Here is a 16,736-nt window from a genome sequence, read left to right as displayed (position 1 = left end):
TTCTATCCCCCGGCCTGGTCCTGCTTCATCGCTCCGCGCAACGCCTCGCCTGGTGCTGTCGAGCCTGAGGCCACTCACGTCCCTCAGACCGAACGTTCTATCCGCTACGATCGACGATATGACGTCCACCGCATCCGGTGCCCGGCCCTCCGAGGCGCGTCACCGGCTCCTCACCACGGCCACCAGGATCTTCTACTCGGAGGGCATCCATTCCGTCGGCGTAGATCGGATCATCGCCGAGGCGAAGGTGACCCGGGCCACCTTCTACCGGCACTTCCCCAGCAAGGACGATCTCATCCTCGCCTACCTGCGTGAGGTCCATGAGATGGATCGCGGCGCGGTCGAGACGGTCATCACCACCGATTCACGGCCGGTCGCCCCACTCCTGGCCATCGCCAACTCCATCGCTGAAAGCATCCAGTCCCCGGGGTTTCGTGGATGCGCGTTTCTGAACGCCGCGGCGGAGTATCCGGACACGGGACATCCCGTGCGTCAGGAGATCATCGCCCACCGGCAATGGTTCCTGGACACGCTCACCACGCTGATGGCGCAGGTCCAGGAGGAGACGGCAGAGTCCGCCGCGCGTCACTTCGTCATGCTCCGCGACGGTGCCATGGCAGCCGGATGCCTCTTCGACCCCGCGTTGGTGTCCGAGACCTTCCTGCTCGGCGTGGAAGGACTTCTCCGGATCACCGCCGAGCGCCGGTCCACCGAATCCGCGGGCTAGTTGTGCTGTCGAACTTCGCTCCAAGAACGCCTTCGATCTTCTCCTCGTAGGCGTTCCTGTGCATCAGCGAGAGCGTGACATCGACGAGGTCAGCGACTGTCCGCTCCTCCGGCAGCGGGATCGAGAGATCGTCGGTCCATCCCACCTTCGGCTCCCGAACAGGCCAGGGGGAGCTTGCGGCAGGTCAGTGCGCGTTGCCGCGGCTGCGTCCGGGAATGCGGGTGACAGGCGAAGCGGGCGGTGGTGAGATAGCGCCGTTATCGTAACGCGGTGGGTCATGCCGCAGTGGAGCAGCCTCGATCCGACAGGCGCCGAGGGATGGACAGTTATGCAACTGGTCGCGGGCGAACCGATGGAGTACCTGGGCGGTGACATGATCGTGGAGGTGGACCATCCGGCAGTGCGGACGTTAGCTGGTGAACTACGCGCGGCGCATCCGGACGACGTCGAATTCACGCGGGCCGCCTTCGAATGGGTTCGTGACCGGATCCGGCATTCCGTGGACGCTCAGGATCCGCGGATCACCGTCACCCCTGGCGAGGTGCTCAGCGCCGGCGTCGGCCTCTGCTATGCCAAATCGCACTTGCTGGTGGCCGTGGCGCGGGCCGGCGGCGTTCCGGCAGGGTTGTGCTACCAACAGCTGACCGACGGTAGAGAGCCCTTCCTGCACGGCCTCGTTGGCGTATACCTTGCGGACCGCTGGCATCGCCAGGACCCGCGCGGCAACCGCACCGGCATCGATGCCCAGTTCCGGCTCGGGCGTGAGCAACTGGCCTACCCGATCACCGACGGATTGCCCGGTCTCGACTTTCCTGAAGTACACGTACGCCCCTCGCCCAATGTGATCGCAGCCCTGCGCGGTGCTCGAGACGCTCTTGAACTGTGCCGCGCCGGGTTGCCCGCTACGCCCTGAGTCGGGGCAGCGGTTGCCTGCCATGGGAAATCGCGGCGACACACTCTTCTCGCATGAGCGCACGGGCCGGCCTGCAAGCCCTGCCATCCTCGCACCATCATGGATGATCGTGCGCTCCGCCGTGACCGGCAATCGCCCCGGGCTCAGGAGATCAATCGGGGGCCGATCACCCCCGGAACCGTGGCTGCTCGTCGACATCTATGACAGCGGGCTACCAGGCCAGCCTCCACATCGTCGCGATCGATGAATGGCTCTGACCGCCTCTGAGACACGGCTTAGGATGTCCGGTCCGAAGGGGATCTTCATCCTTTATCACGATCAGACCCGACGGGTCTGCGCCGACGACACAATCGGCTTACGCTCAGCGACATGAAAAAGCTCCTCGCGGGCCTGACGTCGCTGCTGCTACTCGCCGAGGTCGCGGTGTTCTACCTAGCCGCCAGCGGCGCGTTCATGCACGTGCCCGACGAGGAGGCCTTCATACCCCACCGCGTGCTCGGGTTTGCGATCTTCGTGCTCGCCGTCGTGTGCGTGGTCGTCGGCGCGCTCGCCCGGATGCCCGGGCGGTTCATCGGCATGATGGCCCTGATCGCCGGGCTGACGCTCGTCCAGGGGCTGATCCGGGCAGTCGCCAAGTCCTTTGGGGAGGACGAGTTGGCGCACAAGGTCTTCGGCCTGCACGCGATCAACGCGCTGGCGATCTTCGGCTTGACCTTGTGGGTCGTGCAGCAGTCGTTCCAGATCGCGCGGCGGCGCGCCGAGCTCAGCCGAACGGCGTCATAACCACAGCCGCGTTGATTGTCCTGGACCACGCCTGCACGCTGCTGGGCGTCGTCGCGTGGATGGCCGCAGGTGTGACCGCGGCGCTGCGGCGCGCCGGGCCCGCACTCGTGCTGCTCGCCGTAGCGTTGGTGCTGACGGCGGCCAGGGCGGTGCCGATGGAGGTGCTGGCCGGGCGGGGCTGGTGGTTCGTTCAGGAGTCGGCCGTCGCTCGGTTCGAGGTGGGCGGGACCGTGCCGACCTTGCCGGTGTTGGAGCGGTTGGCGGCGCCTCGCGACGCTGGGGCTTGAGTCGCTGACCGCGCCAGATTGCGCTTCGACGAGGTTCCGCTCGCCGCGCAGGACCGGTGCGTAGGGGTTCTGTCCAGGGATGCGGGCACCGGCCCGGTCAGCAACGACCCATCGCCGTTCCCTTGGCCCATGCCTCGATGAGTTCGGTGGCCTGGCCGGGGTTGAGCCGAGGATCGCACAGTGAGGTGTAGTGACGCTGTAGTTGGTCCTCGTTCTCCACGGATCCACCGATACATTCCGTCACATCGTCCGCTGCGACCTCGATGTGGAGGCCGGCGGCGTGCTGCCCGTTCTGCCCTATGATGTCACGAAAGCGCAGCGCCTCAGTGATCACGTCGGTGAGGTGGCGTGTCTTCAGGCCGTTCGAGGCTTTCACGGTGTTGCCGTGCATGGGGTCGCTCAACCAGACAACCGAATGTCCCGCGTTCACCACACGGCGGACTATGGATGGCAGGGCCTCCTGGATCCGGTCCCGACCCATCCGGGGTATCAGGACGAGGCGGCCCGGCTCGCGCCGCGGGTCGAGCGCCCCGCACACCTGCAGGACATCATCGGGGTCGGCGTCCGGTCCGATCTTGCATCCCACCGGATTGACGACGGAGGAGAGCATGGCGACATGGGCCGCGGCCGGCTCGCGGGTCCGCTCACCCACCCAGGGCAGGTGGGTCGAGCCCAGGTACAGGTCGTCGGTGTCCGGGGCTCTGCGGATCAGCCGGGCCTCGTAGTCGACCACCAGCGCCTCGTGGCTCGACCATGGGCCCTCCGTCGTCGCCGTACGTCCGTTTCCCTGACGGTAGTTCCGCATCACCCGCTGTACCGCGTCGCTGGCCTCGTAGGCCCAGACCATGCGCCGCGGGTCGGCTCTGCGGGTCCTCGACCCGGCGATGTCCGAATTGATCATGTGTCCTCGAAAGGAGGGGATGCGGAGCGCGTCGTGCCACTCCATGGCCTGCGATCGGGGCTTGGCGAACTGTCCAGCCATCCGGCCGACACGGATGACACTCTGACCGGTGAGCTCACCGAGCCTGTCCCCCAGCCGGTCGATGATTTCGAGTTTGGCTGAGGTGTGCCGGGGCGTGCACTCGTAGAAGCTCTCGGCGCAGTCGCCGACCTGCAGCACAAGACTGCCGGTGGTGGCTAGTGTCGACAGCGACTCCCGCAGCTGCCAAATCTCCTCGGTCGTCACCAGTGGTGGCGCTGAGGAGAGCGAATGACAGACCTCGTGGTACGCGGGGTGGTCCCGCCAGTCCGGTTGTTGAGCCGCCGGCATGCCCTGCCACGGACCGAGTGGGGCGAAGTCCGCCGTAGAGCTGGGTTGCTGCATCTGTCCTCCACATAAGAGATCAGCGAGACGGGCCTGCGGGAGCCGCGGCAGGCCGCGAGCCGATCGCCAGAGGAGCCCGGCGACGGCCGGGTCGCGCCGGCGCTAACCTCCCGGTCGAGGGGTGTGCGCGGATAGCGTGGCCCAGCCACCGGTGTGTGCGCATCACGTCTTTGCGTTGCCGAGAGCGGCATTGAATGGGCTGGGAATCCGCGTCCGGGAGAGCGGGTATGGCGTGTTCGCGTCATCGAGCCGCCTGGCGACCACACCCACGGCGAGGATCCACAGCACCACCGACAACCCCAGCGAACGTTGGTGAAACGGGGCACTAGCTCTCCAGCGCGGCCAGCACGTGCGCCGTGGTCAGCGGTACCGCGCAACGATCCGCCGCGTACCGAAGCGCCATGAGATGGTCGTCGAGCGACAGGTCGGCCAACGCATCCGACACGAGGAACGGCTGGATGTCGCGGCTGAACGCGTCGCTGGCGGTAATGAGGCACCCCATGTGCGCGTAGACGCCGCAGACGATGATCTGATCCCGGCCCGACCCCCGCAGTCGTTCCTCCAGGTCGCTGCGGAAGAACGCGCTGTAGCGCCACTTGGTCAGCACTGTGTCGCCCGGCTCTGGGGCGACGTCGTCGGCGATGCCGCGATCGGCCTCCGCGCTGCTCATGCCGGGACCCCAGAGGTCGTGCAGCAGCCCACGGTCGCGACGGCTCATCCCGCCCGGCTGTGCCGTGTACAACACCGGCACCCGGGCCGCGCGGGCCGCCGCGAGCAGCTTCATGACATTGGCGAGCAGGTCGCTAAGCGGGGACTGCCCGGATGGGAACGGGCGTAGGAAGTAGCGCTGCATGTCGTGCACCAGCACGGCGGCCCGGTCCGGATCCGGGCGCCAGGGCATCGCCGCACTCGGCAGATCGCTGTCACCGGGCATGGGGTACGCAGCGATCGGGGTCATGGCCATGGTTCGTCTCCTATTCGGCATCCGACGACGTCATACATGCAGGGCCGCGCCGCCGTCCACGTACAGGTCGTGCATCGTGACGTGACCGGCCTGGTCCGACACGAGATACGCGACCGCTTCGGCCACGTCCCGCGGCTGGGCCAGCTTTCGAAGCGGAATACCGACGCGGTACGCGGCCGGCGAGCCCTCGACCACCTGCCGCGGATCACCGGCCTCGCCGAGCATCGCGCGCAGCATGGGTGTGTCGGTCGAGCCCGGCGAGACGACGTTGCACCGGATGCCGTAGTCGGAGAGCTCCAGCCCCAGACATCGGGTGAACTGGGCCGACGCGGCCTTCGAGGCGGCGTACGCGGCCATCTCCGTGCGCGGCACGCCGGCGGCGTTGGATGCGATCGTCACGATCGCACCCCGTCGGCGGCCGATCATTCGGCGGGCCACCGCCCGGGACAGGTGGAACACCCCGCCCGCGTTGATCGAGAAGGTCTCGCTCCACTGCTGGTCCGACAGTTCGACCACCCTTCCGGTGTGCAGGACGCCGGCCGCGTTGACCAGGACGCCGATGGGCCCGAGCTCGTCCTCGACGCGCCCCACGAGCGCGTCCACGGCCTCGCTGTCGCGCACGTCGACGAGGTAGCCGCGGACCGAATCACCCTCCGCCTCGATCTTGGTCAAAACGGTGTCGAGCGCCTCGCCGTTGCGGTCGACGGCCGCGACGTGCGCCCCCGCGCCCGCCAGGAGGCCCGCCACGGCGGCACCGATGCCCTGCGCCGCACCGGTGACCAGTGCGACCGTCGACTCGATTCCGGTCAGTTCCATCATGCGCTCCCGCTGGTCGTAGTTGCCTGCTCGGCGTCGTACCCGAAGAGCCATTCATGCCGGTCCAGACCGGATGCGGTCTGAGCGGGGTTGTCGCGGCGATGCCGCGCTTGCCCGTTGACGAGGTGGATTGTCTCCGCGTTGGCACGGGACTGTTGCTGGATCCGCGTCGTCCGGGGAAGGCGGATACCTTCGTAGCGGCGCAGGGCCGCGCTCAGGTCGTTCGGGCGCGCGCCGGCCGTCTGCCCGGAGTGGCGCGGCCGATCGGCCACGATCTGCTCACGTGCGATCGAATGAATGCCGTCGGCCCCCGCGCGCGGGGAAGGGCGGCGCCTCACGTGGGATCAGGGTCCCTGGCGTCGTGGGTCGTCCACCGCTACTGATCCAGCTCCCGGGACGGGCCCGCAGTACCGACGTCGGCCGCCAGCCCCAGCAGGTCAGCGGCCCTACGGCCGCCCGCCCAGACGACCGCGGACGACCCGCGCCGGGGCGCCTGGGCGATACGCAGGGCGGCATGACGAGTGCGCTCGAGAGTCCGCGCAGACCTACCGCCGCTTCTCTGAACCAGCACATTCACAGCCGTGTTCACCGCCCTCGTCGAGCCGCTAATGTCGTCGACAGTAATGGCGATGCATTTGCCCGACCACTACCCGCTCGAGTAGTGGTGCCGCATTCATCTGTTCACGCCATACCGACCGTACGTTACCGGGAATACGGGATCGTGGCGTCACGTCATGTGCTACGCCTTTCGCCGCCGCAGTATCGAGAGGGGTGATCTGATCTCATGCAAGGGGGAGCAATATGGACGGGACGCATTCGAGCATGGCCGGGCCCCCAGATGTTCTGGCCGGCCTCGGCGAGGACGGGCGCGCCTTCGCCCTGCTGTATCGGCCCGGCCCGGCCAGGGACGCGCGCGTGGAGGTCCTGACCGGCGACGTCCACGACGTGGGCAGCCTCGCCGAGTTGCCGCTACCTGGCGACCCGGCGGGCGGCGCCCGGCACGACCTGCTTGTGGCGGTCCCGTACCGGCAGGTCACCGAACGTGGGTTCGATTGCCACGACGACCATGCGCCCCTGCTTGCCATGCGGATCCACGAGCAAGCCGAACTCAGCCTCGATCAGGCCCTGGCTGGTCTGCCCGAGCAGAAGGTGCGCGTGTCCGACGCCGGATTCGACGCCAGCGACGAGGACTACGCGGCGATCGTCAAGCGCGTGGTGGGTGATGAGATCGGACAGGGTGCCGGATCCAACTTCGTCATCAGGCGGTCCTTCGCCGCGCGGCTGGACGACTGTTCGGCCGGCACGGAGCTGGCGATCTTTCGGCGGCTGCTGACCGGGGAGCTGGGTTCGTACTGGACGTTCCTGTTCCACACCGGCGCGGGGACATTCATTGGCGCATCGCCGGAGCGGCACGTCAGCATGGCAGGCGGCACCATCTCGATGAACCCCATCAGCGGGACCTACCGGCACCCCTCGACCGGGCCGGACATTCCCGGTTTACTGCAGTTTCTGAATGACCCGAAAGAGGCCAACGAACTGTATATGGTCGTCGACGAAGAACTGAAGATGATGGCGCGGATGTGCACCTCCGGCGGTCGGGTGCACGGCCCGTTTCTCAAGGAGATGGCCCGCCTCACTCACTCTGAGTACACCTTGACCGGTCAGAGCGACCTCGACGTACGCGATGTGCTGCGGGAGACCCTGCTCGCGCCGACCGTCACCGGCAGTCCGCTCGAGAACGCCTTCCGGGTCATCACCCGACATGAGACGACCGGGCGCGGATACTACGGCGGCGTTCTCGCACTGATTGGCCGTGACGCGATGGGCAGCCGCACACTCGACTCAGCGATCATGATCCGCACCGCCGAGGTCGGCAGCAACGGCAAGCTGCGCCTGGGCGTCGGCGCCACCCTGGTGCGTGACTCCAAGCCCGAGTCCGAGGTCGCCGAGACGCAGGCCAAGGCTGCGGGCATGCTCGAAGCGCTCGGCCTCACGCTCGACGGCGACGGCGCCGCGGGCGAGCCCGCTGGCACGGGGGCGCACCCGTCGCCGTCCACCCATCCCGGGGTACGGCTGGCGTTGCAGAGCCGCAACTCCACGCTGTCGCGATTCTGGCTCGACGGGGCACACCGGACGAGCCCGGAACCGGAGTTGGACGGTCGGCGCGTCCTGGTCGTCGACAACGAGGATACCTTCATGGGAATGCTCGGCCATCAGCTGCGTTCCCTCGGCCTCCGGACCACGATCACCCGATACGACAGTCCGCTGCAACTGGAGGGCTACGACCTCGTCATCGTCGGTCCCGGCCCCGGCGACCCCAGCGACATGACAGATCCGCGCATGAACACGCTCCGCACGCTCACCCGTAACCTGCTCGCCGGCGCGGTCCCGTTCCTGTCCATCTGCCTGGGCCACCAGGTCCTCGCCGCCGAGTTGGGCTTCGACCTCGTACGGCGCACGGTGCCCAATCAGGGCGTCCAGATGCGCGTCGATCTGTTCGGCCGGTCCGAACTCGTGGGCTTCTACAACACCTACACAGCCCGTTCCGCACACGACGTCATCTCAGGCGGGCAGGGCAAGCCCGTGCAGGTGAGCCGAACCCCGGAGACGGGCGAGGTGCACGCCCTGCGCGGCGCGGGATTCCGGTCCGTGCAGTTCCATCTCGAATCCATCCTCACCCAGCACGGCCCGCAGATCCTCAGCGACCTACTCGTCTCGCTACTCAAGGAGGCGCAGAGCGCCGCCGCCGCTGATACACGTGTCGGCGCGCGTCGCCACTAGGCGGTCATGCGATGTCCAGGCCGGTCCGGCACCGTCGGGTCATCCACGATCAACCGTCTTGCCAGTGCTTCATCTGCTCCATCAAGGCACATCCCCCAGCCGCCGCACAGGGGCAGCTCGCCCTCGTCGCCCAAGGTGTCAGGCTGCCCTCGGTGCCGGTCATGCGAGGACAGCCCGCCGCCCCTCGGGCCGGCACGTCAGTGAGCGTGGCTGCCGCCTGCGAAGGGAGTACTCACACCGTCGTAGACGAGCCGCAGCATCATGCCCTGCTCCTGATGCGGCAGGTTGTGGCAGTGGTTCATCCAGACACCCGGGTTGTTGGCGCGGAACGCCACCTCCCAAACCTCTCCCGGCCGCACATCGAAGGTGTCCACCCACAGTGGGCTTCCGGAGGAGCGCTCTCCGTCCCTGGAGAGAACCAGCACGGAATGGCCGTGCAGGTGCCAAGGGTGAGTCTCGAGGCTCCGGTTGACCACCGTGAAGCGGACGACGTCCCCTTCGGCGACGAGCTGGTCGGGGACCGAGGGATGCCCGCGACCGTCGACGGTCTGGGCGAAGGCCGGGCGGCCGTCGACCATGGCCAGGGAGCGGTCCAGGACAAGCGTGAAATGCCGATCGGCGTTGTCGGCGTCGAACGGTACGGCCGCCGGCTCGCCGTAGTGCAGCAAGTCGAGCTCGGGCCAGTCGGAGGTCTCCGGCCGGTCCGGATCGTTTCCGGCGTAGCCGGTCGGGCGCAGCAGCAAGCCCTTGGCGTGGCCGTTGTCGAGCACGAGTGAAACCGGCGTCTCCGGCATGGTCAGGACCGCGTCGTACCGCCCGCCGGCGGGTATGCGGAGCCCGACCTCACGTAGCTCGCCCGGCCGGTGGAGATCACGGCCGTCAACTGCCACCACCCGGAACGGCGTGTCGGTCAGCGCGAACCAGTGCGGATCCGAGTCGGTGTTGATCATTCGCAGTCGCACCAGCGCGCCCGCACGGGCGGTGTGGACGGTGCGATCGGCCTGGTCCCCGATAACCGCGGTGTCGTCGAAGGTGTGCACGGGCAGCGTCAGGTCCAGCTCTTCCGCCGGCTGTCCCTCTCGCGGACTCACAACGAGGGTCCCGTACAGCCCCTTGCGCACTCCGGGGTGCGATACCTGGTGCGTGTGATACCAGTACGTCCCCACCTGATCGGCCTGGAACCGGTAGACGAACTCGCCGCCCGGCTTCACCGCGTGCTGTGTGGCGCCCGGCGCACCGTCCTCGCCGCACGGCACGTCGTACCCGTGCCAATGCACGGTGACACCGTCGTCGATGTCGGCGTTGCGAAGCGTCACCTCGATGAGATCACCTTCGGTCGCGGTGATCGCCGTGCCGGGCAGCCGGCCATCGTAGGTCCACGCGTGGACCTCGCCTCCCGACGCGAGACTCACGTTGGCGGTCCTGGCGGTGAGTGTGTGCCGCCGGGTGGCGCCGCCCGGCACCGGGACGCCGGGCCCTCGCAAGTCAGCCACCGAGACCGTCGCAGTGGACCCGGAGGCAGGTGCTGGGCCTCCCCCGGTGACCACGCCCTCAGGATCCCGGAACAGCAGACCGACACCGACGGCCCCTGATCCGACCGCGACCGCCCCGCCGGCCACGCCGAGGAACCTGCGGCGGGAGAGCTCCGTGGGACGTCGCGGTCCCGGCAGTTGGCTGCTGCCCGGGGAACTGGCGTCGGTCTGCTCTCCGGTCGGTGTCGTGATCACCCGCATGGTCAGGAGTGCGCCCGCGCAGACCAACGAGACGGCGATCAGCGCGGTGCTCCAGGTGAGAGGAAAGCCCGCGAGGAACGTCACCATCAGGCCAGCCAGCGCGGCGTATCCCGCCGTGAGCAGCGCGACGAGGCCGCCGGCGGGCAGACTCTCGCCGGGGGTCCGGTGCGCCGTACGCAACCAGGGCCCGGCGAAAAGCACGGCGGCCAACCCCGCGGCGCCCAGCAGGGGGAGGCACAGCAGCACCTTCTCCTGCACGAACCACCAGCCCCGGCCGGACAGCGCCGCCACGGTGGCCACCCGGGCGAGCGTTACCAGGACCGCTCCGACGAGCAGGCCGAACGCGAGCCGATAGCGCCGGAGGGCCGCCGTGACACCGGCCGCGAGCCAGGAGGCGACACCCAGCAGCGCTACGGCGTAGTCGAAAAGGATCCAGTGGAGCGTACTCATGATACCGATCGCGCCGAGCCAGCAGCCGTGGTGGCGGGCGCCGTCGCTTTGCGGCCTCCCACCTTCTGAATGATCGTGTGAAGCACGGCCATCATGATCAGCCCGTTGACCGCGTGCAGGCCGAACACGAGCTGTCCGGCGGTCGTAGTGCTTCCCGAGTCCCCGAATGCCTTCGCGATGACCACGATCACGGGCTGCAGGATGCCGAGGCCGGCGACCAGGGCGGTGAGGCCGATGATCTGGCCGGGCATCCGTCCCACCGCGGCGACCACCGCCAACACCACGGCGAGGAAGACCGTGCCCATCCCCAGCATGCGGTGGGGCCGGAATGCCTCGTCATTGGGCGCGCTGTTGAACGCACCGTTCCCGGCCAGGAAGAACAGCACGAAAATCGCGAACATTAACAACGCCGCCAGCCCGACGAACGCTTTACGCATGGGAGTCCCTTCAGGTTGGTTGAGCCGCAGAGGTGTTCGGGTCTGTCTTGCCGGTCAGGCGGTGCGGCGGGAGCGGGAGCGGGCGACAGCCGGCACGCCGAAGACCAAACCGGGCAGCCCCATCCAGGGTCCCTTCGGCTGCCGAACAGAGGTACCTGCGTCAGCGTAGGCACCGAAGGGGTCACTGGTCGTCATGCGGAAGGAGACAATTGATCTACTGCCGGGGCGGTACGCACCCGGGGCGCTGCTGCATTCGCAGCAGCCACGTACCACCGCCGCAGCATCGCAACCCGACTTGCATTCGGCCTCCGACCGGTCAGCGGTGCAGGGGACTCACTAGGCCGGATTCGTAGGCGAAGACCACGAGCTGGGCGCGGTCGCGAGCTCGGAGCTTCGTCATAGCCCGATTGACATGGGTCTTCGCGGTCAGTGGGCTGATCACCATATGGTCGGCGATCTCATCGTTGGACAGGCCCCGCGCCGCCAGGAAGACGGCCTCGCGTTCGCGGTTGGTCAGCTCCTCCATCCCCGGGCTGACCTCCGCGCCGGGCGGCTGTGCGACGTACCGACTGATCAGCATTCTGGTGATCGACGGTGCGAGCAGGGCGTCACCCCGCGCGGCGACGCGAACGGCGTGCAGGAGGTCGTCCGGCACGATGTCCTTGACCAGGAACCCGGCCGCACCGCTGCGCAGCGCATTGAAGACGTGTTCATCCGAGCCGTAGTTGGTCAGGATGACCACTCGCACCCCGGCCAGGTCCGGGTCCGCGACGATCTGCTTGGTCGTCTCGATGCCGTCCATCACCGGCATCTGGATGTCGATCAGGGCGAGGTCGGGCAGGTACTCCCTGGCGAGGGCCAGCCCCTCCCTGCCGTTGGCGCCCTCGGCCACCACCTCGATGTCGTCTTCAGCGTCGAGAAGTGCGCGGAAGCCGCTGCGAAGGAGCGGCTGGTCGTCGACCAACAGGACACGGATCATGAAATTCGCGCCACCGGGAGTTCGGCCTGGACGGTGAATCCGCCCTCGGTACGCGGTTCGGCGCGCAGGCTGCCACCCAGGGCGGTGACGCGTTCGCGCATCCCCAGCAGCCCGACTCCGTGCACCGGGGCAGAGCTGGGCTTGGCCGTTCCGTCGTCATCGATCCGGATGGCGATGGCGTCCGGGAGGTAGTCGATCCGGATCGACGCGCTCGCAGCGGCGGCGTGGCGGGCGGTGTTGGTGAGCGACTCCTGGACGATCCGGTAAACGGTCCGGTCCACCGCGTCCGGCACGTCCTGCCGTTCTCCTTCGATCGTCAGCGTCGTGCTCAGGCCGATCCCATGGGCCCCGGCCAGCAGTTCCGGAAGGTGATCGAGCCCATGTGACGGTGACTTGCTGGCGTCGCGCAGCGTCTCCAGGGTCGCCCGCAGCTCCCGGGTAGCCTCACGGCCGGCCTCCTGGATGGCCAGCAGGGACTCCGATACCTGTTCGCCACGCTTGCGGGCCAGGTGGACCGCGACTTCGGCCTGCACCTTGATGATCGAGATCTGGTGGGTGAGCGAATCGTGCAGCTCCCGTGCGATGTGCAGGCGTTCCTGGGTCGCGCGCAGCCGCGCGGTTTCCTCGCGCGTGCGCTCGGCCTCGTCCGCCCGCCGCTCGGCCTGCCGCAGCGCCTCACCCGCGGCAGCCGCAGCGATCAGCCAGGCCAATTCGAGGACACCACGGGCCTGTGCGATCGGTTCCTTCCCAGCACCCTCGGGGGAGGCCATGATCGCGAGCGGAAGAACGGTCATCACGATCACGCTCACCACCAGCGTGCCGATCCGGTGCCCAGACCGTACGGCGGCGTACACCGCGATCAGGTATGCGACGGCGGGCACCGCGAAACCGATCGCGTTGTAGCTCACCACGCACAGCCCCGTGAGAATCAGGACGGGAATCGGAACTCGGTTCATGACCGCCAGCGCCAGGCCGCTCGTCACGACGAGCGCGTAGCCGAGCAGTTTGAGGTCCGTGGTGGAGTGTTCCCCCGCCAACGCGGTGATCAGCAGCGCTGCCGCCACGCCAACCGCGACGATCCAACTCTTGGTCCGGTTCCAGACATCGGAGAGTCCAGTCCTCATGAGCGCACTGTAGCCGAGCAGACCGGCTTCGCGTCGACCGCGAAGCGCACCGCTGCCGCCGTGGGGCGCATGACGCGTCCACCATGGACGCGTCCAGGCCGGGTGCCGCCGCCGACCGTCGGGTGTGGGCGCAGACCGTAGGACGGTAAGCCGCCGCGTGACGACGAGCCTTACGGGTCGCGCCTTCCACGAGGCGGCGTTCGTGGACGTTCGAGAGCAGGGTCCCGATGGGATGGTCCGTCTTCCGGTGAGGCCATTTTGACGATGCACGGCAAAGGGATCTCGGTCATCCGGAAGGGACCTGGATCGGCGGCCGAGCTAGCCCGAGTGACGTGACGCGATCACCCCTGCATCCCAATCTCGCACGAATTCCTTGAGAACGCGTCAGTTCAAGCGCGAGAAATTGTGGCCTATTCCATTCCGGGCGCGTGCATCGACCCGAAGGCAATGCGAATTCGGTACCAGCGCATCCGCGGTCTGCACGGCTCAACGTCGAGTCGGCATAGCCTGACAGTAATCTCGCCGCGTCGTCCTGCACACTACTCACGCGAGTAGTGCACGCTGATACACGTATATGCGCCGTCCCACCGCAGATCCCGTATAACTGAGTCAGCTTTTCCGGCATCAGGTGCTCGACTGTCCGGTCGGACAGTCGAGGCGCCGCGATGACGGCCATGCCCCGGACACGCGTCGGACGATTCTCTCAGAGAGACACGGAGCGGTAAGCATGAGTTCACTGGTAGGGCGTGAGCACGCACTGTCCTCGTTGAGTGGCCGTCTGGACGCCACTCTGCGGGGGTCGAGCAGTTGCGTCATCGTCGACGGGCCGTTCGGCGTCGGCAAGACCCACCTGCTGAAGGCCACGGCCCTGGAGGCGGCCGAACGCGGCCTCACCGTGGTGGCGGGCCGAGTGAGCGTCACCGATCAGCCGATCCCCATACACCTGCTCATCAACTTCCTGCGTCACGTGATACCGGGTGAAGTCGACTTCGATGAGCTGGCCCGCCCGGACAGGAACCCCTTCTGGTTGATGGATCGTGTCGGCGAACTGGTCAAGAGCGCCGCCCGCAGACATCCCGTGGCAATCGTCCTGGACGATGCCCATCGGCTCGACGACGTCAGCGCCCTGGCCCTGCGGGGGCTCGTGCAGTCGTTGGCCTCGTCACCGGTGCTGTGGCTGCTCGCACGCCGACCGGTCCCCATTCGGTCTCTCGCCCAGCATGCCGTCGACTGGCTGGTCGAGCACGTTGCGGTGCGGCTTCACCTGGCGCCGCTGGACGGCTCGGCGGTAACCGAGTTCTGCACCGGCATCCTCGGTGCCAAACCGGACGCATCCATGCTCAGCTGGGCGGCCCGCTGCGGAGGCAACCCATGGCTGATGGAGAACGTCTTCAGCGCGCTCACCAAAGCGGGACAGATGATCATCGCGGACGGCGCGGCTTCGGTGGTGTCCGACCGTCTACCCAAAGGCGTTCTCACCGCCGTCGCCAACTTGCTGGACGAGATGTCGCCCGAGGTCCGGCGACTGCTGGTCAACGGCCGGAGGATCGGCCAGACGTTCACGGTCGAGGGAGTGGCGACGTTGCTCGGCGAGCCGGCTCACGAGCTGTCCTACGGCGCCGACGAGGCCGTACAGGTCGGCCTGATGCGACGCGATGGTACAAAGCTGACGTTCGCACAGCAGGTGATCGGAGAGGCGCTGCAGTACGCCCCGTTTCAGGAACGGGAGCCCGGCACCGTGTCCGCTCCCGCGGCAACCCCTTCCCCACCCGACGTCGCGAAGGCCCGTTCCGTGTGGCTGGTGCCGCTCCCCTCGGTCGTGACGCCCTCCGCTCCGCCGCTGCCGCGGGAGCGAAGACGTGGCGACGACATGGCGGCTCGGGCCATCGCCCATCTGGAGCGAACGTTTGACGAAGCGCCACGAACGCTGGCACGTGCCCTGCGCCTGCTTGCCACGGTGGGGAGGTGCGCCGAAGCCTGCCGCCTCGCGGACGTGGCTCTTCGTCCTGGTATCGAGGTGGCGACCGAAGCGCACCTCGTACTCGAGCTGGCGCAGGGACTGCGGGACGCCGCCAGCCACGCTATGACGGTCGAGCTTCTTCAGCGAACCCTGGCCAGACAGGACGTCTGTGAGCTGGATCGGGCCAAATTGAATCGGGCGCTCGAGGACACCACGAACCGCATGAGCGACGTGCCCGGCGGGGTCACCGCACCGTGGCGCACGCAGCCCCCGGCTCCGTATCCCCCCGACACCACTGAGCGCCCGCTCTGGACGTGGCTGGTCCGGGCCCTCCTCGCGGCCGATCATTTCGAAGAGGCGACATCCGTCCTCGACACCGTCGAGCAGGACGCGGACGATCTCGGAGCGACCTGGTCGGAGTCCCTGTGGCACGGCCACCGCGCCGAACTCCTGATCGCGGCAGGTCGACTCGAGGAAGCCCGGCTCGAGGCCGAGGCCGCGCTTCGTCCGGCCGAGCGGTCGGCGTCGGCAGACTCCGTACCCGCGCGCCTCGTGCTGGCCCACATCAGCATGCATCAGGGTGATCTCGCCACCGCCAGCACCCAGCTGCGGATGACCGAACGGTTGATGACCGGTGACGCGGGAACCGACAAGGCTCGGCTGAGCTGGGCGTTCGCGCAGTTCCACGCGGTCAGTGGGCGTCCGGCGATGACAGTCCAGACTCTGATCAACAGCGAGGGGCACGTCGTACCCGACCCCCTGCTCGTCTTCGAAGCTCCGACGGCTGCGGCAACGCTCATCCTCCAGGCCAAGCGGGCGGGCCTCGGCTCGGAGGCCGAACGGGCGGCCGAGTTCGCCCGGCGGATCGCCCAGCGTAACCCGGTGGTGCAGTCGCTGGCGGGGGGCGCTGAGCACGCCGAGGGCGTCCTGCGCAACGACCCGGTAGCTCTGCACCGCGCCGCGGATCTTCACCGATCAGCCGGACGTCCGCTGGCGGCGGCGACCGCGCTCGAGGACGCGGCGCGGGTGGAGCAGAGCCTGCGGGACAAGGCCCGAGCGGCCCGGCTACTCGCCTCCGCCGTGGATCTCTATCTGGAATGCGGCGCGCAGGGTGACGTGGACCGGGTGCGGGAGAAACTGCGTCATCTCGACGCGCACAATGTCCGTCGGCTGGATGCCGAGCGGCCCAAGTCGGGCTGGGAAAGTCTGACGAGCGCAGAGCTTCGCGTCATCCGGGCGATCATCGACGGCAGGACCAACAGGGAGGCGGCGAGCGCACTGTTCCTGTCGCCGCACACCGTCGACAGCCATCTCCGGCGGGTGTTCTCGAAGCTAAAGATCAACAGCCGCGTCGAACTGACCAGGCATTTCATCGCCCATGAGGCCGTCCCACCCAGGGTCTCGGCACAGCAATCAGGTGGTACCCGGTAAGGCCAGTCCGCCGGCTGATCAGACCAG

At 67.9% G+C, this 16,736-nt stretch carries 14 protein-coding genes; 6 read left to right on the top strand and 8 right to left on the bottom strand.

Annotation, left to right across the window (positions count from 1 at the left end; all coding sequences use genetic code 11):
* Positions 1 to 118: 118 nt before the first annotated feature.
* From ACWER9_RS09700 to ACWER9_RS09685, 4 genes are all read left to right on the top strand, one after another.
* Positions 119 to 727 carry a TetR/AcrR family transcriptional regulator gene (locus ACWER9_RS09700; protein ID WP_452301415.1) on the top strand — a complete coding sequence of 203 codons (609 nt, stop codon included), beginning with the start codon at positions 119 to 121 and terminating at the stop codon, positions 725 to 727.
* A 277-nt stretch (positions 728 to 1,004) separates the two neighbouring features.
* Positions 1,005 to 1,640: a transglutaminase-like domain-containing protein gene (locus tag ACWER9_RS09695; protein ID WP_452301414.1), complete on the top strand. Its 636-nt coding sequence runs from the start codon at positions 1,005 to 1,007 to the stop codon at positions 1,638 to 1,640.
* A gap of 369 nt (positions 1,641 to 2,009) precedes the next feature.
* Positions 2,010 to 2,423, top strand: coding sequence for a DUF6220 domain-containing protein (locus ACWER9_RS09690; protein ID WP_452301413.1), 414 nt, complete (start codon positions 2,010 to 2,012; stop codon positions 2,421 to 2,423).
* An 11-nt stretch (positions 2,424 to 2,434) separates the two neighbouring features.
* Positions 2,435 to 2,710 (top strand): hypothetical protein, encoded by a 276-nt coding sequence (locus tag ACWER9_RS09685; RefSeq protein WP_452301412.1) that lies wholly within the window; start codon positions 2,435 to 2,437, stop codon positions 2,708 to 2,710.
* A gap of 97 nt (positions 2,711 to 2,807) precedes the next feature.
* On the opposite strand, the gene ACWER9_RS09680 is transcribed toward ACWER9_RS09685, so the two are convergent.
* The 4 genes from ACWER9_RS09680 to ACWER9_RS09665 form a co-directional block, all read right to left on the bottom strand.
* Positions 2,808 to 4,034 (bottom strand): 3-deoxy-7-phosphoheptulonate synthase, encoded by a 1,227-nt coding sequence (locus tag ACWER9_RS09680; RefSeq protein WP_452301411.1) that lies wholly within the window; start codon positions 4,032 to 4,034, stop codon positions 2,808 to 2,810.
* A gap of 325 nt (positions 4,035 to 4,359) precedes the next feature.
* Entirely contained in the window at positions 4,360 to 4,998 is a 639-nt protein-coding gene (locus tag ACWER9_RS09675) for an isochorismatase family protein (RefSeq protein WP_452301410.1), read from the bottom strand.
* A 30-nt stretch (positions 4,999 to 5,028) separates the two neighbouring features.
* A complete protein-coding gene (locus ACWER9_RS09670) occupies positions 5,029 to 5,814 on the bottom strand; it encodes a 2,3-dihydro-2,3-dihydroxybenzoate dehydrogenase (protein ID WP_452301409.1) in 786 nt (261 codons plus the stop codon).
* Positions 5,814 to 6,152 (bottom strand): hypothetical protein, encoded by a 339-nt coding sequence (locus tag ACWER9_RS09665; protein ID WP_452301408.1) that lies wholly within the window; start codon positions 6,150 to 6,152, stop codon positions 5,814 to 5,816. Before ACWER9_RS09665 ends, ACWER9_RS09670 begins: the two co-directional genes overlap by 1 nt.
* Before the next feature lie 463 nt (positions 6,153 to 6,615).
* Here ACWER9_RS09665 and ACWER9_RS09660 point away from each other — a divergent pair, with 463 nt between their 5' ends.
* Complete coding sequence (locus ACWER9_RS09660; RefSeq protein WP_452301407.1) at positions 6,616 to 8,595, top strand: anthranilate synthase family protein; 1,980 nt, start codon at positions 6,616 to 6,618, stop codon at positions 8,593 to 8,595.
* Between the two features lie 197 nt (positions 8,596 to 8,792).
* On the opposite strand, the gene ACWER9_RS09655 is transcribed toward ACWER9_RS09660, so the two are convergent.
* The 4 genes from ACWER9_RS09655 to ACWER9_RS09640 form a co-directional block, all read right to left on the bottom strand.
* Positions 8,793 to 10,778 (bottom strand): multicopper oxidase domain-containing protein, encoded by a 1,986-nt coding sequence (locus ACWER9_RS09655; RefSeq protein WP_452301406.1) that lies wholly within the window; start codon positions 10,776 to 10,778, stop codon positions 8,793 to 8,795.
* Complete coding sequence (locus ACWER9_RS09650) at positions 10,775 to 11,215, bottom strand: DUF6220 domain-containing protein (protein ID WP_452301405.1); 441 nt, start codon at positions 11,213 to 11,215, stop codon at positions 10,775 to 10,777. The genes ACWER9_RS09655 and ACWER9_RS09650 overlap by 4 nt, the downstream gene beginning before the upstream one ends.
* A gap of 316 nt (positions 11,216 to 11,531) precedes the next feature.
* On the bottom strand, positions 11,532 to 12,194 hold the full coding sequence (locus ACWER9_RS09645; protein WP_452301404.1) for a response regulator: 663 nt from the start codon (positions 12,192 to 12,194) through the stop codon (positions 11,532 to 11,534).
* On the bottom strand, positions 12,191 to 13,318 hold the full coding sequence (locus ACWER9_RS09640; RefSeq protein ID WP_452301403.1) for a sensor histidine kinase: 1,128 nt from the start codon (positions 13,316 to 13,318) through the stop codon (positions 12,191 to 12,193). The genes ACWER9_RS09645 and ACWER9_RS09640 overlap by 4 nt, the downstream gene beginning before the upstream one ends.
* A 727-nt stretch (positions 13,319 to 14,045) precedes the next feature.
* On the opposite strand from ACWER9_RS09640, the gene ACWER9_RS09635 reads away from it, so the two are divergent.
* The gene (locus ACWER9_RS09635; RefSeq protein WP_452301402.1) at positions 14,046 to 16,709 is read left to right on the top strand and encodes a BREX system ATP-binding domain-containing protein; all 2,664 of its coding nucleotides are present in this window, start codon (positions 14,046 to 14,048) and stop codon (positions 16,707 to 16,709) included.
* Positions 16,710 to 16,736: the final 27 nt, after the last annotated feature.

This window comes from Micromonospora sp. NPDC003944 (assembly GCF_053605225.1).
This window is presented reverse-complemented; position numbering and strand designations above follow the sequence as displayed.